Source organism: Companilactobacillus kimchii DSM 13961 = JCM 10707 (assembly GCF_001435445.1).
GTDB lineage: Bacteria > Bacillota > Bacilli > Lactobacillales > Lactobacillaceae > Companilactobacillus > Companilactobacillus kimchii.
Genome location: NZ_AZDH01000017.1, coordinates 296468 through 320512, shown reverse-complemented (window position 1 = coordinate 320512; position 24045 = coordinate 296468). Strand labels below are relative to the sequence as shown.

Genomic DNA, 24045 nt, shown 5'->3' with positions numbered 1-24045 from the left:
TGAAAAACGTTTTCAGCTCTACAAACTAACCTATAAAAATGTTATATTTGATTAGGTTTTGTTTTAGAAACAAATAATTTTGGAGTGTGAACAAATGAAGCGTATTGGTATTTTAACCAGTGGTGGAGATGCCCCTGGTATGAACGCTGCTATTAGAGCAGTCACACGTAGAGCCATTGATAAAGGGCTTGAAGTGTTTGGTATCAATTATGGATATGCTGGTTTGGTTGCTGGTGATATTTTCCCACTAACAAGCGAAGACGTATCTGACCGTATTCAACGTGGTGGTACATTCTTGTATTCTGCAAGATATCCTGAATTTGCTAACGTAGAAGGTCAACTCAAGGGTATTGAGCAATTAAAGAAATTTGGAATTGATGCATTAGTTGTTATTGGTGGAGATGGTTCTTACCATGGTGCATTGCGTTTAACAGAACATGGTTACAACGCAATTGGTCTACCAGGAACAATTGATAATGATATTCCATTTACTGACTTTACAATTGGTTTTGATACAGCTGTATCTACAGCTGTTGATGCCATTGATAAGTTGCATGATACTGCTAGCTCCCATGAAAGAACATTTATTGTTGAAGTAATGGGTAGAGGTGCTGGTGACGTGGCTCTTTGGGCTGGTGTTGCCGGTGGTGCTCAAAAGATTATCGTTCCAGAACGTGATTTTGACATCAAGGAAATTGCTGAAGAAGTTAAAGAAGGCCGTCAAAACGGTAACAAGAACATGATTATTGTTTTGGCCGAAGGTGTTATGCATGCCGATGACTTCAAGAAGGAATTAGATAAGTATGGTGATTTTGATTCACGTGCTACTGTCTTAGGACACGTACAACGTGGTGGTTCACCAACAGTTAAGGATCGTGTCTTAGCAAGTAAGATGGGTGCTTATGCTGTTGATTTGCTTCTTGACGGCAAGGGTGGTCTTGCTGTTGGTATCGAAAACAACAAGATTACTTCTCATGACATTCTTGACTTGTTCGATAGCAAGCACAAACCTGATTTATCATTATATGACTTAAATGAATCTTTAAGCAGATAAGTTAAGCATATAACGTTTTAATTTGTTACAATAAACGATGAAAACAAGAAAAGGGGATTCTCGATGAAAAGAACTAAAATTGTAAGTACACTTGGACCTGCCAGTAACGATGTTGACACAATCGTTAAGTTGATTGAAGCCGGAGCTAATATCTTCCGTTTCAACTTCTCACATGGTGATCACCCAGAACATAAAGCTCGTATGGAAATGGTACACGAAGCTGAAAAGATTACAGGCAAGACTGTAGGTATCGTTCTTGATACTAAAGGTGCTGAAATCCGTACTACTGTTCAAGAAGGTAACAAGTTTGAAGCTAAGATTGGTCAAACAATCCGTATCTCAATGGATGACTCATTAACAGGTACTCCTGAAAAGATTGCTTCTACATATCCTGGTCTATACGATGATACACATGTTGGTGGTCACGTATTGATCGATGATGGTCTTGTTGACTTGAAGATTACTGAAAAAGATGACAAGAACCGTGAATTGGTTACTGTTGTTCAAAATGACGGTATGATCGGTTCAAGAAAGAGTATCAATGCTCCTGGTGTTGAAGTTCGTCTACCAGGTATCACAGAAAAAGATTCAGACGATATTCGTTTTGGTTTGGAACAAGGTATTAACTTCATCTCAGCTTCATTCGTTCGTAAAGCTCAAGATGTCCTAGATATTCGTGCAATCCTTGAAGAAAAACACTGTGAATACGTACAAATCTTCCCTAAGATCGAATCACAAGAAGGTATCGATAACATCGATTCTATTCTTAAAGTTTCAGATGGTTTGATGATTGCTCGTGGTGACATGGGTGTTGAAATTCCATTCGAAAACGTACCATTCGTTCAAAAATCATTGATCAAGAAGTGTAATGCTCTTGGTAAACCAGTTATCACAGCTACACAAATGCTTGATTCAATGCAAGAAAACCCACGTCCTACACGTGCCGAAGTTACTGATGTTGCTAACTCTGTTCTTGATGGTACAGATGCTACAATGCTTTCAGGTGAAAGTGCTAATGGTGACTACCCTGTTGAAGCTGTTGCTGCTATGGCTCGTATCGACGAACGTACAGAACAACAATTAGACAAGAATAACTCACTTGCAATCCAACGTTTCGAAGATTATAAGGGTTCAAACGTTACAGAATCAATCGGTGAATCAGTTGTTAGAACAGCTGAAGAACTAAACATCAATACAATCGTTACAGCTACTAAATCAGGTTACACTGCACGTATGATTTCTAAATACCGTCCAAGTGCTGATATCTTAGCTCTAACATTCGATGAAACTACACAACGTGGTTTGACAGTTAACTGGGGTGTTGATCCAGTTATCGTTGACAAGCCAGAAAACACTGATGAAATGTTTGACTTAGCTGCTAAGAAAGCTCAAGAACTTGGCTTTGCTAAGGAAGGCGATTTAATTCTTGTTGTTGCCGGTGTTCCTGTTGGTGAAACAGGTACAACTAACTTGATGAAGGTTCAATTAATTGGATCAACATTGGTTAAAGGCCAAGGTGTTGGTGAAGAATCAGTTGTTGGTAACGTTGTAGTTGCTAACTCAGCTGAAGAAGCTAACAAGAAGGTTAACGAAGGCGATATTCTTGTTACAAAGATGACAGATAAGGATTACCTACCAGCTCTTGAAAAAGCTAGTGCCGTTGTTGTTGAAAACGGTGGTTTGACATCACATGCAGCCGTTGTTGGTATTGCTATGGGTCTACCTGTTGTTGTTGGTGCTAAGAATGCTACATCACTTGTTAAAGATGGTGACACTGTTACTGTTGATTCAAGACGTGGTGTTGTATACAAGGGTGCTTCACGTTCACTTTAATTTTTAAATGAAATTAAACATGCTTTAAAACATAAATTGACTGAAAGAAACTGACGAGTTTCTTTCAGTTTTTTTGTGTTTGCGGTAATATCGTATTAATAAACATATTGAGGTGAAAATTTGTCAAATAAAGATGTTTTAGTATTTGAGATCGAACAGGCTAAAGGGAAGCCTCAAGATATTAAGAAGAAGAAAGACTATTGTCCGTTCTGTGATCGGGAAAATTTAACTAATATAATTGAGCAAAAAGGGGACATGATTTGGCTAGAGAATAAATTTAAAACACTTAAAGATACTAATCAAACAGTGTTAATTGAATCTAGTGATCACTATGGTGATATTTCTAATTATTCAGTTGCTAAAAATCGAGAAGTCTTTGAATTTGTTTATCATTGTTGGGATGAAATGATTCAGAGCAAAAAATACAAGAGTGTTTTGTTATATAAAAATTTTGGCCCTATGTCAGGTGGGTCTTTACGTCATCCACATTTTCAAGTGATTGGCTTAGATAATGTTGATGGATATAAACATATTGAGGCCGAGAATTTTACTGGAATGGATGTATTTAATTCAAAACATATTAATGTTAATGTTTCGGAAAAACCAATCATGGGATTTGTAGAATTTAATGTTGTTATCAATAATCCTAAATATATTGATGATCTAGCAGAATTTACACGTGTGACAGTTAAGTATGTTCTAGATGATCTTTATGGTGGTAAGTTTGATTCTTATAACTTGTTCTTTTACAAGGTTGGACGAAAGATTATTTGTAAGATTGAGGCCAGATATGTAGTTTCTCCATATTTTGTCGGTTATCGTTTATCTCAACGTGATGGTGATAAGCAGGTAAGAGGAATTGCGGACGTGTTATTACAAAGACTACAAGAGAATGCCCATAGTTCAGAAATTGAAAATCAAGAATAAACAAAAAGATGGTTCGTATGAGCCATCCTTTTTTGTTACTTTCATATCAGCTTCGGAGTAGAAATGTTATGTAACCTAAAATATAAAATAATCAGATTTATTCAATCCAACCATTCTTTTTAGCAACATTTAAGGCTTCAATTCGAGAGTGAGTGCCAGTTTTACTGAGAATAGAAGAGATATAATTTCGGACAGTTCCGTTAGAAAGAAAAACACTGTCGGCAATCTCTTGAGTTGATTTCCCTTGAGAAAATTCTTTCATAATTTTCAATTCTTGAGGGGTCAGGGGATTCTTTACCGCAGTTAAAATGGTTGAAACTAAATTTGAATCATAAATGGTTTGACCATCTAAAATTTTATGAATCGAATCAACTAGTTTATCGGTAGGGCCATCTTTCAATAAGTATGCATTTACTTGGGCAGCCACGGCTAGCTCAAAGTAGGTCTTACGAGCAAACGTTGTAAGAATGACAATTTTTAAATCCTGTTTTGTTAAACGAAGTTCGTTAGCAACTTCTAGGCCTGTCATTTGCGGCATTTCAATATCTAAGATTGCTACATCTGGTTTTAAGGAAACTATTTCTTTGAGGGCTGTTTGGCCATCAGTCGCATTACCAATAACGGTAAAATCGTCTTCTAAATTAAGAATTGCAGAAAGTGCTGAGTTAAGCATTTCTTGATCTTCAGCAATATAAATGGATGTCATAATTACTCCTCTTTGGGAACAGATATTTTTAGCAATACACCGTGCTTGGACTCTATTTCAATTTTACCATCAATTTTATTAAGGCGTGTTCTCATACCATTTAAACCAAATGTTTGACGATCATCTGATTTTTGAAATCCTATGCCATCATCTTGAATTTTTAGTAAATAATTGTTTTGATCTTCCTCAAAAATAAGATTCATCATATTGGCTTTACTGTATCGGATGACATTGGTAGTGGATTCTTTAATAATTGCCGAAAGGACATGTTGAACCGTCTTTGGCCATTTGGCAGATATTTCTTCGTTAACCGAATGTTGCCTTATATCAGCAACCTGTAAATTATTTTCTTCTTCAATCATGGCACTGGCAATAGTTTTTTCGTTAAGATCAGCAACTATTTTACGAACAAGATTCAAATCTTCACGAGAAGTTTTAGAAATATCTTGTAACTGTTGTTGAGCCTTCGTAGGATCCTTGTCGATTAATTTAGAAGCGAGTTCGGCCTTGAGAGTAATGATGGAAAAAGATTGACCTATGTTATCGTGAAGATCTTTAGCAATTCTGTCACGCTCATTCTGTTTGATAATTGATTCCAGACGTTTATTATTTTTTTTGGCTTGATAGCTGCGCCGATAACTATTAGCTAATGATCGAGCAGCGAGGGGTGAACCTATTGTAAAAGTTAAAGTAATAATTACACCTATGAATCCATAACTATTCATCACTGGACTTAAAAGAACAAATGAAGTAATGCAGCTTAGTGAAATTATTAGAAACATAGCATAATATTGAAAGAATTTTTTTGATTTCAACGGTAATGAACCGATTTCCCATGCAGTATAAATGAAGAGGGTGCCACCTCCGTCGGGAAATAAAATGACAAAATAGACAGCAATAGACAACTGTACGAGAAGATCCAGCCACAGATAGGGATTAATCCAGTAGCCATCACGATAAAATTTAAGAAAAATAATCATTAAAATTAAATGCCACCAGTTGAAATGGGCTTCGTGGGCTAAGAGTTGAGTCGCCATAAGAAATAATGAAAAAACCCAAAAATAGGGCATAAAGCCTAATCTTTTTGGGAATAAAATGTGCTTCTGCATGAAATTCTTCATTGCGTAACAAGTCCTTTTTCTTTTTGAATTTTGTTTACTATAAATAGAATTAAGAAAATAATGAAGGACCAAATCAACAGATTAATAAAAGGACCAATGTGTTGGGTCGTCTGATGTAGAATATTTTTATCAATAACAGATAATTGATAAGTGGGCATTACTTTACCAATGTTTTGTAACCAAGTAGGCATAATATTGATAGGCCACCATAATCCACTTAGAATTGCTAAAGGAAATACTACCAAGTTTGTTAATAAATTAACAGTATTAGGTTTTCTAGCAAATGAAATTAGTACACCAATTAGAATTAATAATATGGTACCTAGAAGATTGATTGAAATTAATTCAAACAGTAGTCTGATTGAGATACTGACATGATTGACGATCATTGCTATTGCAGTAAGTGCAATGGAGGATACTAGATTCAAAGTGATAAGAACAATTGCCATGGATCCATAGTATTGAAAATTTGAAAGGGGACTTAGTGTGACAAATAATTTGAAGTTAGACATTTCGTCTTCTAAAAGTGTATTTGCTGTAGTGATAATCCCACCTAACATACAAGCATAAATCATCATACTAACTAAATAATCTTCATTCCAAACTTTGAGATAGCTAGCAGGGACATTACTTACGAGAATTTTAGTATACAGGATATAAAAAACGATTGGTAGTAACATATCAAAGAAAAAGAAGGCTTTATTTCTAAGGACTATACGTTTGAAGTTGATTTTAGTTTGAAAGATAAATTTATTCATGATTATTCTCCTCGTAGTTAAGTAATAGCGTGTCCAAAGTACTTTGTTTTACTTGTAAATTATCAATTGCTTTTAAGTAAGGTGTTAATTCAGTGACTAATTGATTAACATCGTTAGTAATAATTTGAAAATGATGTCCAACCAAATTGATTGAGATTATGTTTGATAAATTTTCGAAGTCGATTTGATTCAATTCACTGTCGAATTCAATCAAGCTTTGGCCTTCACGACTACGGAGTTGCTTGATTGTACCATCGAAAGCAATGGTTGAGTTCTGTAAAATTAAAAATCGGTCTGCAATGTTTTCTAATTCTTCTAGGTAATGGCTAGTAACGAAAATTGTTTTACCAGATTTTTTCAACCGATCAATTTCTTGCCAAAAGTCATTTCGAGCGTTGCTATCCATGCCGACGGTAGGCTCATCTAAGAAAAGTATTTCAGGATTACCAGCTAATGCTAATGCAAAAGCCAATCGACGTTTTTGACCACCGGAGAGTCCAGTCATTAGGTTGTTTTGATGATCTTTTAAACCAGAGATATTCAGGAGTTCTTCGTAGGAAAGTGGTTTGTCGAAATAACTGCGGGTTAGGCTGATAATCTCTTTAACAGTGATTCGATGCAATACGATATTGTCTTGCATCATAACACCGGTAATTTGTTTCCAATTATCATTAGTTAAAAACTTAATCTGACCAGAGGTTTGAGGAATTAGATTTAAAATAATGTTGATTAAAGTAGTCTTTCCGGCACCATTTGCACCAACTAAAGCAATAATGGATGATGATTCAATTTGAAGATTGATATCTTTTAAAATAATTTTTTTGCCAAAGGATTTGTTGATATGTTGAATTTCTAAAATAGTCATATGATTAACCTCATCTCTTAATTGAATAACTTTATTTTAAGAGAATTGCCTGTACAGCAATAGTAAGCAATGTCATTAATTTATATGACAGATGTCACATTATTGTATTATTAAATGTTTTACGAAAACATTAATCAATAAAAAAATCTCCAACCCTAAAAAGGGTCGGAGATTTTAAAGAGTTATTATGCTTCAGGTTGGTAATCTTTATCAATAACCAAAACAGGTTTAATTGTCTTACCGCTAACTGAATCAACATCAGCTTCGTTAATTTGGTCGAAATCATAGAACTTTTCAGTTAAATCAAATGGGAAGACACCCATCCTGTAGAATTCAATTAGACGAGGAATATCAACTTGAGGAATTGAATCACCCATATTGACACCGACGATCTTCTTGTCATCAACGCAGAGATCGTTCCAAGTACTCAAAGTGATGTTATGTGGAGTAACAGCAATAGTTGCGGTTGTACCACCTTGTGTTAAAGCAGCAATGGAGTCTTCCATAACCTTTTCAACACCAGTTGTATCAACAGCCCAGTCAACACCTAATCCGTTAGTAATCTTCTTGATAGCCTCAACAGCATCTTCGTTCTTACTATTAACGGCATCAGTAGCACCCATCTTCTTAGCTAATTCCAAACGTGAATCAACGATATCGACAGCAATAACTTTGACACAGCCTGAAATCTTACCAGCCATCATAGCGGCTAATCCAACAGCACCTGTACCAAAGACAGCAATTGTATCCCCAGGTTTTGGTTGAAGGGTATTGAAGACCGTACCACTACCAGTTACGTAGCCACAACCAAGAGGTCCTAATTTTCTTAAATCAAGGTCATTAGGAACCTTAACAGCATTTCTTTGAGAAATCACTGTGTGAGTTGTGAATGAAGATTGATTAAACATGTCACTTACGTGATGGCCGTCTTCAGTGAAATGATCAGTACCATCAGGACGTGTTCCTGAAAGATTTGATTTAGCATAATTACGACATTGTGTTGGTTTACCCTTTAAACAATTGTCACATTCACCGCATGAATAGAAGGACATGATGATGTGATCACCGGGTTTGAAATTCTTAACATTTTTACCGACTTTTTCGACAATTCCGGAACCTTCATGTCCTAAAATAACTGGAAAACTAAAGGCGGCATCACCTTTACGCAATGCTTCATCAGAATGACAAATACCAGATGCAACAACTTTAACTTGTAGACCGTCGTCCTCAAGATCGGCCAATTCAACGTCATCTTTAATAACAAATGGATCATTTACTTTATCAACAACAGCAGCTTTAATTTTCATAACATAAGAACCCTCTTCCATAAAATAAAATGTTCATTGGAAACGCTTACTACATAAGAAATTATTTCACAATATCAGAAATAATTCAATTGGCTTTTGACAATTATATTGATAAAGGGCTATATTTTATAAATTTTTATCATGAAAATAGAATCAATCCCTTCATGAGATATCATGATTTTTAAAAAGGAGAATTAAATTACGAAAATATTAAAATCTTAAAAGTATTATGTAACGTAAACTGGTAAAATATAATAGCAAAGAAAATTAAAATAAAGAGTATGGTGAATATGGATATAACAGAAATGTATGGTCAAGTATTGACGGGTACTGTGACCGATTTAAATAAAGATGAAGCTTTCGTTCAAATCGACGGTAAGACGTTTGCTTTGGACTTAAATGAATTAACAGAGATCCCTGAATTGGGGGATGAAATCAGTGGTTTTCTCTATGAGAATCAAGCCCATAAAAATAAAATGACGACAGTAGTGCCTTTTGTTGTGCAAGGTGTTTGGGATTTCGCTGAAGTAACTGATGTTAGAACCGATTTAGGTGTGTTTGTTAACATTGGTTTGGATGATAAGGATATTGTTGTTTCCTTAGATGATTTACCTTTCGAACATTCTGAATGGCCTAAAAAGGGCGATAGTTTAATGGTCAAATTGGATATTGATCACAAGGGAAGACTTTGGGGTAAATTAGCCGATATTGAACTTTATACGCAAATTGCTCGTAGTCCTGGTGCTGATGTTAAGAACAAGGATGAAGAAGGTACAATTATCGCTATTAGAGAGAGTGGTGCCTTTGTTATGACGGAAAGTTATTACATTGGTTTCATTCATGTGGAGGAACAATCACAACCACTACATATTGGTCAACATGTTAAAGCACGTGTTATTGGTACTAGTCACCGTCGTTTGAATCTATCAATGAGACCCCGTGCTTATGAGGAAATTACCCCAGATGCTCAAATGATCGTCGCTGTTTTGGAACACTCTCGTGATAAGAAAATGCCTTATACCGATAAGAGTGATCCTGATGATATTAAAGAATACTTTGGTATCAGTAAGGGTAGCTTTAAACGTGCTTTGGGTAATCTTATGAAACAAAAGAAGATTGAACAAAAAGACGGCTACACTTATCTCAAATAGAGGTAACAATATGAGTGAGAAATTATCAATTAAGAATCAAAAGATGATTGATACAATTGCTGACTATGCTCGTTACCTTCGTTTGGATCGAGGATTGTCACAGAATACAATTGTTTCATATCAACAGGATTTATTGGAATTCAGTAGTTTTTTGGAAAAGAAGCAAATATCGTTTTATCCAGAAGATCATTTTGTTGTTACACAATTTTTTGTTAGTCAAGATAAGGAAAATAAGTCCAAGACTTCACAGATGCGGATGTTTTCTTCGTTGAGACGTTTCTACCAGTGGATGGAAGTTATTGATAAAATTCACGCTAATCCGATGAATGAATTGGATGCTCCCAAAAAGGGAAGTCATTTACCAGTTGTTTTGTCGATGGATGAAGTGAATTCACTAATTGAGTCGCCAGATGTTTCCACACCTTTAGGTATTAGAGATCGAACCATTTTTGAGGTAATGTATGCGACTGGTTTACGTGTCAGTGAATTAGTCAATCTGAGTATGGATGATTTACATTTGGATTTAGGCTTGATCAAGACTTTAGGTAAAGGAAATAAAGAACGGCTCTTGCCAATTGGCGATACGGCCATTGAGTGGTTGAAAAAATATTTTGCAGAAACTAGAAAAGATTTGGTGGCTAAATACGGTCAACAAAAAGAAGTCTTTTTGAACTTTCGTGGTAAGAAATTAACTCGTCAATCAATTTGGCGTATGATCAAAAAGTATATTGCTCAAGTTGGAATTAAAAAGGATGTTACACCGCATACTTTACGACATTCATTTGCCACCAACTTATTGGAAAATGGAGCTGATCTTCGAGTTGTCCAGGAGTTGTTAGGACACTCTGATATTTCAACGACACAAATTTATACGCATGTTAATCAAACGAGAATGAAACAGGTCTATAATAAGGCCTTTCCAAGAGCTTAGATAGGAGGATAGGGATGCTTAGTAAGTATAGTGATGAGAATAAGAAGATTGCTATGGGCTTTTTATCTTATATCAGTGACCTCAAGGATTTGAATAATTTGGAACAAGAGTTACAGCTCTATTCTGAAGATGAAAACCGTCAGTTATATCTTTGGAAGAGTAACATGGAAGATTATTCAGGTATCGTAGCATTATCATTTTCAGATAGTACTGTCTTTATCGAATACGTTTCACTAAATCCTTCATATCGTTCACAGAGTAACGTTTTTAAAATTTTTGATGACATTCAACAGAAATTTCCCAACTTAGTAATTTTAGGGAATTTTAATTTGAGTAAGCAGATTCAACAGTGGCGTCAGAATAAACAAAAATTAGAAAAAGATATGAAAGAAAAAGAAAACAGCTAATGCAAAAATTGAATTTAGTTTTAACTGATTTTGAAGGTCCAATTGATTTATTATTGCATTTGATCAAAGAGTCAAAAGTCGATATTTATGACATTCCGATTGCACAAATTACCCAACAATATATTGATTATTTGAAAAGTATGAAAGTTTTAGAGCTGGATATTGCAGGCGACTATTTGGTCATGGCGTCAACTTTGATGTCAATCAAAAGTAAAATGTTGTTACCACAAGCACCGGATGAAATTGAAGATGAAATTCAAGAAGATCCGCGTGATGAGTTGGTTTCTCAACTTTTAACTTATCAAACATACAAGCGAGTTGCAGCTTATTTTGAAGAAAAAGAACAAGTTAGAAAGCAACAATTTGATAAAGAGGTCAGTTTGCCTAAAGAGCAATTGGATCAGTTTCTAAAACCTGGTTCGGTAATTTTAGATGATTTAGCAGCGACGTATTCTGAATTGTTACGAGCTCAAAAGAATCATCAACCAGAAATTGAAACAATCGAAAATGAAACTTTGTCAATCGAAGATGCAACTAATAATATTATGGGTGAATTGAGATCAGTTAAGAAAATGACTTTTAAAGCCCTTTTGAAATTAAATAATAATATTGAAGAAATAGTTACTGACTTTATGGCTATCTTAGAATTAGCTAGCAAACAATTAGTTTCAGTTAGTCAAGATGGTTTTCAAAGTGAGCTATTCATTGAATTGAGGAATTAATGTGTATCAAGCAAAAATAATGGCATTATTATTTGTGGCGGGAGATCAAGGCATTAAAGAAAAGGATCTCGCTGGACTTTTGGAAATAGATAGTGCAGCCTTAAGACAAAATATTGAAGAGTTAAAAGTGAAATTAATGACCGATGTCGATTCTGGGGTCGAGTTAGTTGAATTTAATTCGAACTATAAATTAGTCACTAAAAATGAGTTCAATGAACTATTAACCAAGTACTTTAAAACTGGATTGGCTACTAAGCTGAGTCAAGCAGCACTCGAAGTGTTGTCGATTATAGCTTATCGTCAACCAATCACTAGAATTGAAATCGATGAGATTCGTGGGGTACAAAGCTCTGGTAGTTTAAATACTTTATTGATGAGAAAATTGATTAAGGAAAATGGGAAGAAAGATGTTCCCGGTCATCCTAATCTTTACGTAGTAACTGATGAATTCTTCGATTATTTTGGAATCAAAGATTTAAAAGAATTACCAAAAATAGAAAATTTTGAGGATAGTTCCGATATAGGAGATATAAATGGAGAAAGTTAGATTACAAAAATTCATGGCTGATGCCGGAGTCGCTTCTAGACGTAAATCAGAAGAGTTGATTGCCGAAGGCCATGTTAAAGTAAATAACAAAGTAGTTACAGAAATGGGCATCAAAGTTGACCACAGCGATAAAGTGGAAGTTGACGGGATGCCTCTAGAAACAGAAAAGAAACGTTACATTCTAATGTACAAGCCTCGTGGAGTGATTTCAGCTGTTAAGGATGATAAAGGTAGAAAAGTAGTTACTGACTTATTAGAAGAAGACGTACAAGAACGTGTTTACCCTATTGGTCGTTTAGATTACGATACTTCAGGTTTGCTGTTACTAACGAATGATGGGGAATTTGCTAATCATTTGATGCACCCACGTTACCATGTGGATAAGACTTACGTTGCTAAAATCGAAGGTATTTTAGAGACTGAAGAAATCAAGAAATTGGAGTCTGGGATTAAGTTTAAGGATTACACGACATCTCGTGCTAAAGTCAGAGTTATGTCTAAGGATAAGAAGAAGAATTCTTCAATTGTTAGAATAACTATTCATGAAGGACATAATCATCAAGTTAAGAATATGTTCGATGCTGTTGGTCATAAGGTTGAGAAATTGGCTCGTGAGAACTATGGTTTCTTAACTCTTGATGGCTTAGTTTCTGGTAAGTACCGTGATTTGACAAGACAAGAGGTCGCTCAGTTGAAACAAGATAATCGTTAATTAATTGAATTGGTTTAAATGTTAAGAAAACTCTACAGTTGTCTTATATCAAGCGTTCTGCTATATTGAATGTATAAAATTAAATAATTGGTTTTCAGGGCAGGGTGAAATTCCCGACCGGCGGTAAAGTCCGCGACCCAGCATTGCTGGTTGAATTGGAGAATTCCCAATACCGATAGTAAAGTCTAGATGAAAGAAAACAGAAGGTTAAGGTCTGTTTTGGTGTGCCCAAAATAGGCCTTTTTTCTTTGGAAATCAATTGGAGAGGTTGATTTTAATGGGAAAAAGTTTAGATAAGATGCATGAAGTAATAGGAGTAGCTGTTTTTGCAGCATTGGGAACGATTTTGATGTTCTTCGAGTTTCCAATTTTGTTTTGGTTACCTTTCTTGAAAATTGATTTAAGTGATGTGGTAACGCTAATTGGAACTTTTGCATTTGGTCCTGTAGGTGGTGTTTTGATTGCATTATTGAAATCAATGGTGCATGTGATTGTTACTGGTAGTGGCGTAGCCGGTTTGATTGGTAATGGATCTGCTTTTGTGGGTTCAGTTGCTTTATTATTACCTTTCAATTACTTCTGGAAGAGGAATAAGAAGGTTATGGCAGTGATTGCGGGAACCGTTGTAATGACGATTATCATGTCATTATTGAACTATTTTGTTGTAATGCCACTTTATATGAATGTTATTGGAATGAAACTAAATATGAGTTTGGCCGAATATGTGGCAACAGGTGTGGTACCATTTAATATTGTCAAGGCACTGATTATTTCAGCGGCCACGATGATTGTTTATCCACGTATCAAAGGGCATTTCTCAATAAAATGAGAAACTAACAGAATTTTATAAATCTTTAAAGAAAAATTTTAAACTTTTATGATATGCTTTAAGAGATAGAAATTAGGAGGTTGGTTTTTAATGGCCGATAAGGATAAAAACAATATGTCTGGCGATTCTCGCGTTCCTAAATCCACACAAGGACTTGAGGGATCCGTTAGTCTCGAAGATTTGAAGAAATATCATCTAATTAGTGATGGCACAAGTGATGTGGTTACACCTACACCTACTAGTGCGGTTTCTGACGATCAAACTTCTAATGATGCACCTGTAGAAGAAAATACTGATGACTCAGCAATGAGTGAGAATCAGGAATCTGCAGACCGTCTTCAATCTGAAGAAAGCCAAGATCATTTAAGCGAAGCAAAACAGGATAATAATCCAGAAACAAATTATAACGATAATAATTACGACTCAGCACCAGAAGACGATCAGTCAGCTCCTGAAGCACCAATACCTGTGCCAGTAGAATCTGAAGAAACAAATCAATCTGAACCAGAAGATTCAGTTGATGATGAAGCAGAGGATGACGCTAAAAAGAGTAGTAAGCCTTGGGAAAACAGTTTCGATACTGATACTGACGATGACGGGCATGTGTCACGTGCTGTAACTAAAGAAAAACAACGTGGTAATCATACTTTAGTTGTTACTTTAGTCATTGCCTTGATTATTATTATGTTTACACCGGTAGTTATTAATGCTGTTAAAGGTAGTAGCGGTGGTGACTTGGATAGTACTCAATCTGCTAAATCAGTAGAGAATAAAGACAAGTCAACTAAGAAAAAGAAGAAAACTACTAAAAAGGCTACACCTAAGAAGAAAGCTGCCAAGAAGACAACAACTAAGAAGTCAACAAGCAGCAATAATTCTTCAAATAACAATAGTAGTAATAATTCTGATACAACGGATAATGACAGTTCTAACTCAAATGCTACAAATGATGGTAACAGTACTACTTCAAATAGTAGTGATACTACAGCAAGTGATAACAACACAACTAATTCAACAACAAGTTCAGATTCACAATCACAAGCTAACCAATCAAATAGTACTGATAGTTCCGACAGTTCTAACACTTCAAGCACTACTTCAAATAGTAATGCAAATAGTGGAACTTCATATTACACAGTTAAAGCCGGTGACAACTGGTTCAGAATTGCTTACAACAACAATTTAACAACTGCTCAATTGAAGAGTATGAATGGTAATGTTGGAACATTGACACCAGGTACAACATTAAGAGTAAAATAGATAAGTAATTAAGGGTCTCTGACAATTTTGTCTGGGCCCTTTTATTAAGGAGAGAAAAGTAGATGCAAATTGCAATCGATGGACCAGCTTCAGCCGGTAAAAGTACTATTGCCAAATTAATTGCTAAAAATTTAGATTTTGTTTATTGTGATACTGGTGCGATGTACCGTACAGTAACATTACTTGCAAAAAAGAATAATGTAGGGTATGGTGATACTTTCAATATTTTGAAGTTAATGTCTGAACATAAGATCCATTTTCTTAATAAGGAAGATGGTCAACACGTTTACTTAGATGATGAGGACGTTTCAGATGCTATTCGAACAGAAGAGATAACTAATAACGTTTCTCAAGTCTCAGCAATCAAAGAAGTTAGAACGGAATTAGTTCAAATGCAGCGAGATATGGCAAACGATATTAATATCGTAATGGATGGTCGTGATATTGGAACGACTGTTTTGCCCAATGCCGAAGTAAAAATTTTCTTAATTGCTAGTGTAGAAGTACGTGCGCAAAGACGTTATAAGGAAAACCTTGAACGTGGCATCGATACACCTTTGAAAGAATTGCAAGATGAAATTGCTGCTCGTGATTACAAGGATTCACATCGAGAGATTTCGCCATTGAAAAAAGCTGATGACGCTATCGAAGTTGATACATCAGATATGACCATTGAAGAAGTTGTTAAAAAAGTTACAGAAATTGTTAATGAACATAAGTAGGGAGGCAGATTATGTCTGTTCCAGTAGTTGCGTTAGTAGGGCGCCCCAATGTTGGTAAATCTACTATTTTCAATAGAATAATTAATGAAAGATTATCTATTGTTGAAGATACACCAGGTGTAACTAGAGATCGTATTTATTCACGTGCTAGTTGGCTTGGAAAAGAATTCCGTTTAATTGATACCGGTGGTATTGAAATGAGCGGAGAAAAGATGTCAGTTCAAATCAAGAATCAAGCTGAAATTGCGATTGATGAAGCTGATGTTATCGTCTTTATTGTTAATGGACAAAATGGTGTTACTAAAGAAGATGAGGATGTTGCCAAAATTCTTTATCGTACGAAGAAACCAGTTGTCTTAGCAGTTAATAAAGCTGATAATCCAGAACAACGTGAAAACATTTATGACTTTTACTCACTAGGATTTGGCGATCCTAATCCTATTTCTGGTTCCCAAGGAACTGGTTTGGGTGATTTGTTAGATGAAATCGTGAAAGTATTTCCTAATGATGATAAAGACATAGATGATGAGTCAATCAAGTTTAGTTTTATTGGCCGTCCTAATGTTGGTAAGTCATCTTTAGTTAATGCTATTTTAGGCGATGAACGTGTTATTGTTTCCGATATGCAAGGAACGACACGTGATGCTGTCGATACTAAGTATCATGATGAAAAGCTCGATAAGGACTTTACAATGATTGATACTGCCGGTATTAGAAAACGTGGTAAGGTCTATGAAAATACAGAGAAGTACTCTGTATTACGTGCGTTGAGTGCGATTGATAAGTCGGATGTTGTCTGTGTTGTTTTGAATGCTGAAGAAGGTATTCGTGAACAAGACAAACGTGTAGCTGGCTATGCCCACAATGCTGGTAAAGGTGTTATTATCGTTGTCAACAAATGGGATGCTTTGAAGAAAGATACCCACACTATGCAGGACTTTGAAAATCAAATTAGAGCAGAGTTCCAATACTTGTCATATGCTCCAATTCTCTTTACTTCAGCAATTAAGGGTCAACGTTTAGATCAAATCCCAGAACTAGTGACACGTGTCTTCGATAACCGTCACCGTCGAATTCAATCAGCTGTTCTAAATGATCTATTGTTGCGTGCTACTTCAATCGCACCAACACCATTAGTTAATGGTAAGAGATTACGTATTTACTACATGACACAAGTAGCTATTCAGCCACCAACATTCGTTGTTTTCGTTAACGATAATGAATTATTGCATTTTTCATATGAACGTTTCTTGAAAAATCAATTACGAGACACATTTGACTTTGAAGGAACACCGATTAAGATCTTGCCTAGAAAACGTAAATAGAGCCTAAAACGGTGCTATTTTACACGCTTTTATAAATATATTTATATTTAAAGAAAATTATCGTAAAAAACGGCTTAAATGCTTGCCACATCGACATTCCTATGGTAGTTTTGTAAATAGAATAATGAACGCATTCAAATAGTTCATGTGTTCTAAATTTTTTACAAATTTCGGAGGTATTTTTACATATGGCAAATAAAGCTGAACTTATCGATAGTGTAGCAAGTAAAACTGGTTTGACAAAGAAGGATGCAACTTCAGCTGTTGATGCAGTCTTTGAAACAATCCAAGAAAACTTATCAGAAGGCAACAAAGTTCAATTGATCGGCTTTGGTAACTTCGAAGTACGTCAACGTGCTGCTCGTAAGGGTCGCAACCCACAAACAGGCGAAGAAATTAAGATTCCTGCAAGCAAGGTTCCTGCATTTAAACCAGGTAAAGCTTTGAAGGATTCAGTTAAATAATTCTTTTTTAAATTAGGGGCGGTCATTAGACCGTCTTTTTTTACGCAAAAATATGGAGGTAACAATTTGAGTAAAGCAGATGAAGTTATAGAAACAATTGATGATGGTGACTTTTCGAAAGTTGACTCTTTAATTCAAGAATCAATTGCTCAAGATGATGACCAGACTCAATTTTCACTAGCGGAGACTTTGATGAGCCGTGGCTTATCTGTCCAAGCCAAGACTGTCTATGACCATTTATTAACGATGTATCCAACTGAAGGGCAAATCTTGTCTCGCTTAGCTGAGATTTCTGTATCTGATGGAGATACTGATCAAGCTTTAGGCTATATTTCTCAAATCACACCTGATTCGCCAGCTTATGCCGAAAATTTGCTGGTTTCAGCCGATATATATCAATCCCAAGGTTTGTACGAAGTTAGTGAACAAAAACTATTAAGTGGCATCAGAGAGTTTCCTGATGAAGAAGTATTCAAATTTGCTTTAGCTGAAGTTTATTTTGATGAGAATAAGTTTAGCAAGGCTTTGACATATTACGACATGCTACTAGACATGGGGATTAAAAATTACTCTGGTATCTCAATTGTTTTACGTAAGGCCAGTTCCCTTGCAGGGGATGGTCAATATGAAGAAGCTATTGATGCTTATGAAGATTTGAATGCTATTGAGTTGAATGAGGATGCACAATTCCAATTAGGCTTCTTATATAATCAAGTTAAGAATTATAATAAATCGATCAGTATCCTGGAAAAACTTTTGGAGACAAATCGTGATTATCCAACGGCATATTCAATCTTGGCTGAGGACTATTTAAACATTAAAAAGAATTCCGATGCCTTCAAGTATGCACAATTAGGTTTGAATTTGAATGAACTAGATGACAATCTTTACCAAATTGCTTTTGATGCTGGTACTGCGGAAGATCCAACTGGAGCAATCAAGATACTTGAAAAGGGAATTAAAATAGTCGAAAATCCTTTACCTTTAGTAATTAAATTGAGTGATTATTATGTAACCAAAGGCCAATTTAAGAGTAATCTTGATTTATTAAACGTTCGCGATATCAGTAATAATCCTAAATTAGTTTGGAATTTAGCTAAGTCAGAATTTGAAACTGATGATGTAAATAAAGCTCAGGAGAATATTTTGCTAGTTCTCGACGATTTTAAGGATAACTTGGATTACTTATCCGATTTAATTGAAATCCTTCGTAGTACGGGTAATAATGACGTTCTCAAGCCAGCTATCCAACTGTACTTGAAACAGGATCCTGATAATGAAGAAATGCATAATTTATTGGATCAAATTTAGAAATTTAGGATTAGTAATAACCTCACTAAGATGACACCTAATCGTGTGTGACTTAGTGAGGTTATTTTTTTAAAAAGTATTTTTAGACAATAAATAGCATTATTAGTCAATTAATCCATTGATAATATCTTATTATACTATTTGTAAGCGGTTACTAAAGGCTTTGTGGAGGAACTTTAAATGGAATTCAAACAAATATATATAAATCACATGAAAAATCCGATTGGCTTTGACTTTGACAGCTTGTTTATCAGTTGTGAATTATCGTCTAAAAATTATCCTGAAGATTTGGAGAAGAAAATGACAATCTCCTGTCAAGGAAGAGTAATTTATATGACTGAATGGCAGGCAGCCAATAATTTAAGTTTTAAACCAATATTTAAATTGACTAGAAAAACAAGATACGAAGTTTTGGTTGAATTAAGATCCAATGACAAGTCCTATTCACAGAAAGCCTTTTTTGAAACAGGATTAATGAATAGTTTTCAGCAAAGTAAATGGATTGGTAGTGAAGATACGAGTGTACACGGAATTAATTTACGTAAACAGATTACAATTCCTAAAATTAAACAGGCACGCTTGTACATTACAGGATTAGGTTTGTATGAAGCCTATATTGATGGAAAAAAAGTAGGTGATGAGTACTTGGCACCTGGATTCACCGATTATAACTACTATATTCAGATAGCAACGCATGATGTTTCCAATTTATTGAGTGAGCCCGGCATTCATACTTTGCAGATATCATTAGGTGATGGTTGGTACAAAGGAAAACTAGGTATTCAAACTCATGGTGGAAAAGCTAATCAATACGGCAATGTCTTAATGGCTAATGCTGAATTAGATTATATAGACGATAGTGGAATTAAGCATATATTAGGAACAGATTCTACTTGGCAGATAGCAACTTCACATATATCCCATTCAGGAATTTACTATGGAGAAGATTTCGACGAGACTTTGAGTACTAGAGATCTATCGACAAAAGAATTTAAACAACCGACAAAACATTTAAGAGATCGTTTGAGTTTGCCTATTAAGGAACATGAGATTTTTGAAGCTAAAAGGATTAATACCGTCGATAATGATATTGTTTTAGACTTTGGTCAAAATATGTCTGGTTGGGTTACTTTTGAAAATACATTACCCAAAGGAACCAAGGTAGAGTTGCAATATGGTGAGATTATTCAAAAGGGAAATCTTTATCGTGATAATCTGCGTTCAGCTAGAGCTAGTTTTACTTATGTAAGCGATGGTACAAAACATTTAATCAGACCACATTTTACGTATTTTGGTTTTAGATATGTTAAATTAATAGGTTTTCCTGAGAATATTGATCTTAAACTCTTTCATGCGAGAGCTTTGTATTCAGATATGGAAGAAATTGGGCAAATCAAAACTGATAATACCGCAGTGAATCAATTATTTAGCAATATTAAATGGGGGCAGAAGAGTAATTTTGTAGATATCCCAACAGATTGTCCTCAACGTGATGAACGTTTGGGTTGGACAGGCGATGCAGCCATATTCTCTAAGACTGCAAGTTACAATATGGATACTTATCAATTTAATAAAAAATTTGCTTTTGATATCGCTGTCGAACAAAGTTTTCGTAACGGTGAGGTTCCATTGTATGTTCCCAATGTTGACGGGAAAGATGGTGGAAAAGCTGTTTGGGGTGATGTAGCGACTATTATCCCATGGGTATCTTACTTAAGATCTCATGACAGTACGATTTTACGTCAAAATTTTGGGGCTATGATGTCTTGGGTTGATTGGATTCATGATTACGCTAAATCTACTAAAAATGAATTTCTCTGGTTGGATTCCGATCAATTGGGCGATTGGTTAGCCCTGGATACAGAAGATATTATGCGTCTGAAAGGTAAAACTCCGGATGAATTGATAGCAAGTGCTTATTACTATCAGTCAGCTAAGATTGTGGCGCGGACGGCATTAATTTTACATTCTAAAAGAGAACATGAGTATTACAAATTACTAGCTGAAAAAATAAAAGAAGCTTTTATTACAGAATTTTATACAGCCGGAGGACGTTTAATTACTGATACTCAAACGGCTTTGGCCTTATGTTTGAAATTAGGACTTTATCTGCAAGCTTTTCATGAAGAGATCGTTAAAAAATTAGTTGGTCGCATTGAAAAGGATCAAAATCATTTAACCACCGGCTTTGTGGGAACTCCAGATTTGTTACCAGCTCTGTCTGAGAATGGTCAAAATGATTTAGCTGTTCAAATATTTCTTAATGATGATTATCCTAGCTGGCTTTACGAAGTAAGACTTGGAGCAACAACTATTTGGGAGCGTTGGAATTCTATTCAACCTGATGGCAATATTAATGAAAATGGTATGAACTCTCTTAACCATTATTCAGCAGGAGCGGTTATGCAGTGGGCATATGAATATCTTTTAGGAATTAAACAGGGTAAGCGATTAATCATTCAACCGCAAATAACACCTAAATTTAAAATAATGAGTGGAAAAACTAAATTAAATACAGGCGAATTGAAAGTTCAATGGAGATTAGCAGATCATCAAGGGTCTCGAGTAGAAGTGATCTTGGATATACCATTTGATAATCCAGCTCAAATGATTTTACCAAGAACTCAAAACTGGGTTGACAATGGTATCAAACATCAGAACGGCGATATTTTGCAGCCAGGTCATCATGAAATATCTTATGAGCCCAAGATTAATTTTATTAATACTTTTAGCGTTCATACAGCTTTAAACAAATTTATGAATAATCAGGAAATAACGAACAATTTGAAAGAATTAGTACCATTTTGGGAGTTCTTAGAATTGCCTGGTAACATTGATCATTTTAAAGACTATTCAATTTTACAGTTAAGTCGGGAAATGAAGGGAATTGGATTCACTCCCTTGAATGATGAACAGTTAGCACGCATTGATCGATACTTTAGAACTTATGCTAAGGAGCAAATAGAAAAGGAAGATGAATTGAAATGAGAAAAATAATGACACGTTTTGCAATTTTGATATTGTCCGTTTTCACAGTTAGTGCAGGGGCAACAGCGGCAACAATCCCGTTAATGATGAAGAGCTTTCCAAACATAAGTTCAACAACGATTGAATTATTAATGACGATTCCTTCATTAGGAATTATTGCTTTTACGCCAGTGAGCAACTGGGTAGCTGATCTTATTAGTGTTAAAAAGACTATTATGACGGGACTTGTATTGATTTTCCTAGGTGGTGTAATTCCCGCTGTTACGGTTAACTTTCTGTTAATATTTGCTTCAAGAATCATCTTAGGATTGGGTACAGGACTATTAATGTCATTCTCACAATCTTTGATTATTCAATTGTATCAAGGTAGAGAACAACAAAGAATGTTAGGACTTTCTAGTGTTTTTCAAGGTTTAGGGATGTTTGTTATGACTTATGCCGCCGGTGTTTTATTAAATAGTGGTTGGCAGATGTCATATTGGGTTTACCTGATTGTTTTACCTATTATTCTTTTGGTTGGTGTTTACGTTCCTAAAACTGTGGGAAAAGTAACTGATAGTAATCAGTCTGAAATTGTGACTGACAGTAAGAAAATTGATAGTAAAATTTGGACTTTAGCATTGTTTGCTTTTCTATTTAATGCAACTTTTGCTTTTATATCAATTAAATTTGCTCTCTTAGTTGTTTCACGCAATTATGGTACGGCAGCAGACGCCAGTACTTTGCTGGGATTAATGGCCTTTGCTATGGCAGCCGGTGGATTTATTTTTATGTTCGTTCAAAAGCATTGGTTTAAATTTACTACTGCAATTGGTTTAGGGTTTGCAACTATTTCATTTTTGATTTTAACAATTTCACGTTCGTTGATGCTAAGTGGTATAGGAGTAATTTTGGTAGGTATCTCTGTATCAATCTTTATGGCCTCAATGGTAGCTAATATCAATAGAATGACTTCAGCTAGTCAAGTAGCTTTCTCCACTTCAGTAGTTATGACTTGTGCTAATGTAGGGACGCTATTATCACCATATTTTGCTAAAACACTTTCTAATCTCTTTGACAATCAAGAAGCTGGCTTCACTTTTGAAGCAGGGTTAATTATTTTTGCAATCCTCTTTGTCATTGCGACATTTGTTGGTATGAATTATTCCAAACTTGAATATAAAAATTCCAGCGATTTATCAAATAATATGAATGCACAGAATTAGGAGGAAAATTATGTTAAGTAACGAAGCAAAAGAGGCAATTAAAATTGCTAAAAGTATTAAGACGCAACAATCAGATAAACTAACACCTGATCAAGTTTGCTTTTTGAGAAACGATGCAAATCAAAATAATAGTGTATCTATTCCAGATGATATAAAAATGGATGAAATCAATGAGAATGCCAAAGGTGAATTTTATCATTTGAAAAATGGTATCGATCGGACAGTTTTACTGTTTATTCATGGTGGAGCTTACATGACAGGAACAGTTAAATCACGAAGAAAGCTCTGTTTTAACCTATTAAGAAGGCTCAATTGTGATGGCTTTTCAGTTGATTATCGACAATGGCCTGAAGCAAAGCATCCCGCAGCTCAAGAAGATGTAATGGCGGCGTACCAATACTTGGCAAAACGTTACAAGCGTGTTTTAGTCTTTGGTGAATCAGCTGGTGCTACGCTGGCATTAACTTTGACACTTGAGTTGAAATCTGAAAGTAGAAAATTGCCAGCTAAGATTGCTGTTTTCTCACCAGTAATTACTCAAATTAATACTATGCCATCAGAGTTTCTTATGCAGGAGCGTGATCCAATGCTATTAGGGGCTGGTGATCCGGTTCCATATTTTGCCGAACCTTATAAGAATGATCCACTCATTTCACCAATCTTTGGCGATTTTACTGATTTTCCACCACTAATGATTAATTGTGGTAGTGAAGAAGTAAAATACGATGATTCTAAAGTTTTGAATTATTTGTGTCAAAAAGCAGGTGTAGATGTAACATGGACTATTTGGCAAGATTTGTTCCATGTTTTCGTACTTTTTGATATGCCGGAGACAAAACAAGCTTTAAATAAGATAGCTGAATTTTTGAAATAGGATTGAAAAAGCCGGCAAATCATTGA

General features: G+C 35.2%; 23 protein-coding genes and 1 riboswitch. Of the genes, 18 read left to right on the top strand and 5 right to left on the bottom strand.

Features of this window, described 5'->3' with window-relative positions; translation table 11 throughout:
* Positions 1-94: 94 nt before the first annotated feature.
* From pfkA to FC97_RS08465, 3 genes are all read left to right on the top strand, one after another.
* Entirely contained in the window at positions 95-1054 is a 960-nt protein-coding gene (pfkA, locus tag FC97_RS08475; protein WP_054642294.1) for a 6-phosphofructokinase, read from the top strand.
* A 63-nt stretch (positions 1055-1117) separates the two neighbouring features.
* A complete protein-coding gene (pyk, locus tag FC97_RS08470) occupies positions 1118-2887 on the top strand; it encodes a pyruvate kinase (protein ID WP_054642293.1) in 1770 nt (589 codons plus the stop codon).
* Between the two features lie 120 nt (positions 2888-3007).
* Positions 3008-3814, top strand: a complete 807-nt coding sequence (locus tag FC97_RS08465; protein ID WP_056968078.1) for a DUF4931 domain-containing protein — start codon at positions 3008-3010, stop codon at positions 3812-3814.
* Positions 3815-3911: 97 nt separating this feature from the next.
* Here FC97_RS08465 and FC97_RS08460 read toward each other — a convergent pair whose 3' ends face one another.
* From FC97_RS08460 to FC97_RS08440, 5 genes are all read right to left on the bottom strand, one after another.
* Positions 3912-4520, bottom strand: coding sequence for a DNA-binding response regulator (locus FC97_RS08460; RefSeq protein WP_054642292.1), 609 nt, complete (start codon positions 4518-4520; stop codon positions 3912-3914).
* A gap of 2 nt (positions 4521-4522) precedes the next feature.
* The gene (locus FC97_RS08455) at positions 4523-5629 is read right to left on the bottom strand and encodes a sensor histidine kinase (protein WP_162257585.1); all 1107 of its coding nucleotides are present in this window, start codon (positions 5627-5629) and stop codon (positions 4523-4525) included.
* 8 nt (positions 5630-5637) lie between these two features.
* Positions 5638-6399, bottom strand: a complete 762-nt coding sequence (locus tag FC97_RS08450) for an ABC transporter permease (RefSeq protein ID WP_054642290.1) — start codon at positions 6397-6399, stop codon at positions 5638-5640.
* Entirely contained in the window at positions 6392-7264 is an 873-nt protein-coding gene (locus FC97_RS08445) for an ABC transporter ATP-binding protein (protein WP_054642289.1), read from the bottom strand. The genes FC97_RS08450 and FC97_RS08445 overlap by 8 nt, the downstream gene beginning before the upstream one ends.
* Before the next feature lie 185 nt (positions 7265-7449).
* Positions 7450-8571: an NAD(P)-dependent alcohol dehydrogenase gene (locus FC97_RS08440; protein ID WP_054642288.1), complete on the bottom strand. Its 1122-nt coding sequence runs from the start codon at positions 8569-8571 to the stop codon at positions 7450-7452.
* 290 nt (positions 8572-8861) lie between these two features.
* Here FC97_RS08440 and FC97_RS08435 point away from each other — a divergent pair, with 290 nt between their 5' ends.
* The 15 genes from FC97_RS08435 (at position 8862) to FC97_RS08365 (ending at position 24019) form a co-directional block, all read left to right on the top strand.
* The gene (locus tag FC97_RS08435; RefSeq protein WP_054642287.1) at positions 8862-9722 is read left to right on the top strand and encodes a CvfB family protein; all 861 of its coding nucleotides are present in this window, start codon (positions 8862-8864) and stop codon (positions 9720-9722) included.
* A gap of 10 nt (positions 9723-9732) precedes the next feature.
* Positions 9733-10653 carry a site-specific tyrosine recombinase XerD gene (gene xerD, locus FC97_RS08430; RefSeq protein WP_173585300.1) on the top strand — a complete coding sequence of 307 codons (921 nt, stop codon included), beginning with the start codon at positions 9733-9735 and terminating at the stop codon, positions 10651-10653.
* Between the two features lie 14 nt (positions 10654-10667).
* Positions 10668-11060: a hypothetical protein gene (locus tag FC97_RS08425; RefSeq protein ID WP_056968076.1), complete on the top strand. Its 393-nt coding sequence runs from the start codon at positions 10668-10670 to the stop codon at positions 11058-11060.
* Positions 11060-11782: a segregation and condensation protein A gene (locus tag FC97_RS08420; RefSeq protein ID WP_054642286.1), complete on the top strand. Its 723-nt coding sequence runs from the start codon at positions 11060-11062 to the stop codon at positions 11780-11782. Before FC97_RS08425 ends, FC97_RS08420 begins: the two co-directional genes overlap by 1 nt.
* A gap of 19 nt (positions 11783-11801) precedes the next feature.
* Positions 11802-12329 carry an SMC-Scp complex subunit ScpB gene (scpB, locus tag FC97_RS08415; protein ID WP_054642352.1) on the top strand — a complete coding sequence of 176 codons (528 nt, stop codon included), beginning with the start codon at positions 11802-11804 and terminating at the stop codon, positions 12327-12329.
* Complete coding sequence (locus tag FC97_RS08410) at positions 12316-13041, top strand: pseudouridine synthase (protein ID WP_054642285.1); 726 nt, start codon at positions 12316-12318, stop codon at positions 13039-13041. Before scpB ends, FC97_RS08410 begins: the two co-directional genes overlap by 14 nt.
* 86 nt (positions 13042-13127) lie before the next feature.
* Positions 13128-13246, top strand: a riboswitch (FMN riboswitch).
* Between the two features lie 72 nt (positions 13247-13318).
* Positions 13319-13870, top strand: a complete 552-nt coding sequence (locus FC97_RS08405; protein ID WP_056968074.1) for an ECF transporter S component — start codon at positions 13319-13321, stop codon at positions 13868-13870.
* A gap of 90 nt (positions 13871-13960) precedes the next feature.
* Entirely contained in the window at positions 13961-15130 is a 1170-nt protein-coding gene (locus tag FC97_RS08400) for a LysM peptidoglycan-binding domain-containing protein (RefSeq protein ID WP_054642284.1), read from the top strand.
* Between the two features lie 62 nt (positions 15131-15192).
* Positions 15193-15852, top strand: a complete 660-nt coding sequence (gene cmk / locus FC97_RS08395; protein WP_025085499.1) for a (d)CMP kinase — start codon at positions 15193-15195, stop codon at positions 15850-15852.
* Positions 15853-15863: 11 nt separating this feature from the next.
* Positions 15864-17177 (top strand): ribosome biogenesis GTPase Der, encoded by a 1314-nt coding sequence (der, locus tag FC97_RS08390; RefSeq protein ID WP_056968072.1) that lies wholly within the window; start codon positions 15864-15866, stop codon positions 17175-17177.
* A 188-nt stretch (positions 17178-17365) separates the two neighbouring features.
* Positions 17366-17641 carry an HU family DNA-binding protein gene (locus FC97_RS08385; RefSeq protein WP_010019909.1) on the top strand — a complete coding sequence of 92 codons (276 nt, stop codon included), beginning with the start codon at positions 17366-17368 and terminating at the stop codon, positions 17639-17641.
* Between the two features lie 66 nt (positions 17642-17707).
* Positions 17708-18952 (top strand): tetratricopeptide repeat protein, encoded by a 1245-nt coding sequence (locus tag FC97_RS08380; protein WP_056968070.1) that lies wholly within the window; start codon positions 17708-17710, stop codon positions 18950-18952.
* Between the two features lie 180 nt (positions 18953-19132).
* Entirely contained in the window at positions 19133-21940 is a 2808-nt protein-coding gene (locus tag FC97_RS08375; RefSeq protein ID WP_056968068.1) for a family 78 glycoside hydrolase catalytic domain, read from the top strand.
* Between the two features lie 8 nt (positions 21941-21948).
* Entirely contained in the window at positions 21949-23145 is a 1197-nt protein-coding gene (locus tag FC97_RS08370; RefSeq protein WP_235628560.1) for an MFS transporter, read from the top strand.
* Between the two features lie 10 nt (positions 23146-23155).
* Positions 23156-24019 carry an alpha/beta hydrolase gene (locus FC97_RS08365; protein WP_056968066.1) on the top strand — a complete coding sequence of 288 codons (864 nt, stop codon included), beginning with the start codon at positions 23156-23158 and terminating at the stop codon, positions 24017-24019.
* Positions 24020-24045 lie beyond the last annotated feature (26 nt).

Bases quoted from the DNA above. Each gene is read 5' to 3' on its own strand.
- pyk (WP_054642293.1), top strand. From the start codon at position 1,118: ATGAAAAGAACTAAAATTGTAAGTACACTTGGACCTGCCAGTAACGAT.
- FC97_RS08370 (WP_235628560.1), top strand. From the start codon at position 21,949: ATGACACGTTTTGCAATTTTGATATTGTCCGTTTTCACAGTTAGTGCA.
- FC97_RS08375 (WP_056968068.1), top strand. From the start codon at position 19,133: ATGGAATTCAAACAAATATATATAAATCACATGAAAAATCCGATTGGC.
- FC97_RS08385 (WP_010019909.1), top strand. From the start codon at position 17,366: ATGGCAAATAAAGCTGAACTTATCGATAGTGTAGCAAGTAAAACTGGT.
- der (WP_056968072.1), top strand. From the start codon at position 15,864: ATGTCTGTTCCAGTAGTTGCGTTAGTAGGGCGCCCCAATGTTGGTAAA.
- FC97_RS08450 (WP_054642290.1), bottom strand. From the start codon at position 6,399: ATGAATAAATTTATCTTTCAAACTAAAATCAACTTCAAACGTATAGTC.
- FC97_RS08405 (WP_056968074.1), top strand. From the start codon at position 13,319: ATGGGAAAAAGTTTAGATAAGATGCATGAAGTAATAGGAGTAGCTGTT.
- FC97_RS08440 (WP_054642288.1), bottom strand. From the start codon at position 8,571: ATGAAAATTAAAGCTGCTGTTGTTGATAAAGTAAATGATCCATTTGTT.
- scpB (WP_054642352.1), top strand. From the start codon at position 11,802: ATGGCATTATTATTTGTGGCGGGAGATCAAGGCATTAAAGAAAAGGAT.
- cmk (WP_025085499.1), top strand. From the start codon at position 15,193: ATGCAAATTGCAATCGATGGACCAGCTTCAGCCGGTAAAAGTACTATT.
- FC97_RS08400 (WP_054642284.1), top strand. From the start codon at position 13,961: ATGGCCGATAAGGATAAAAACAATATGTCTGGCGATTCTCGCGTTCCT.
- FC97_RS08455 (WP_162257585.1), bottom strand. From the start codon at position 5,629: ATGCAGAAGCACATTTTATTCCCAAAAAGATTAGGCTTTATGCCCTAT.
- FC97_RS08420 (WP_054642286.1), top strand. From the start codon at position 11,060: ATGCAAAAATTGAATTTAGTTTTAACTGATTTTGAAGGTCCAATTGAT.
- FC97_RS08435 (WP_054642287.1), top strand. From the start codon at position 8,862: ATGGATATAACAGAAATGTATGGTCAAGTATTGACGGGTACTGTGACC.
- FC97_RS08425 (WP_056968076.1), top strand. From the start codon at position 10,668: ATGCTTAGTAAGTATAGTGATGAGAATAAGAAGATTGCTATGGGCTTT.
- pfkA (WP_054642294.1), top strand. From the start codon at position 95: ATGAAGCGTATTGGTATTTTAACCAGTGGTGGAGATGCCCCTGGTATG.
- FC97_RS08365 (WP_056968066.1), top strand. From the start codon at position 23,156: ATGTTAAGTAACGAAGCAAAAGAGGCAATTAAAATTGCTAAAAGTATT.
- FC97_RS08445 (WP_054642289.1), bottom strand. From the start codon at position 7,264: ATGACTATTTTAGAAATTCAACATATCAACAAATCCTTTGGCAAAAAA.
- xerD (WP_173585300.1), top strand. From the start codon at position 9,733: ATGAGTGAGAAATTATCAATTAAGAATCAAAAGATGATTGATACAATT.
- FC97_RS08410 (WP_054642285.1), top strand. From the start codon at position 12,316: ATGGAGAAAGTTAGATTACAAAAATTCATGGCTGATGCCGGAGTCGCT.
- FC97_RS08460 (WP_054642292.1), bottom strand. From the start codon at position 4,520: ATGACATCCATTTATATTGCTGAAGATCAAGAAATGCTTAACTCAGCA.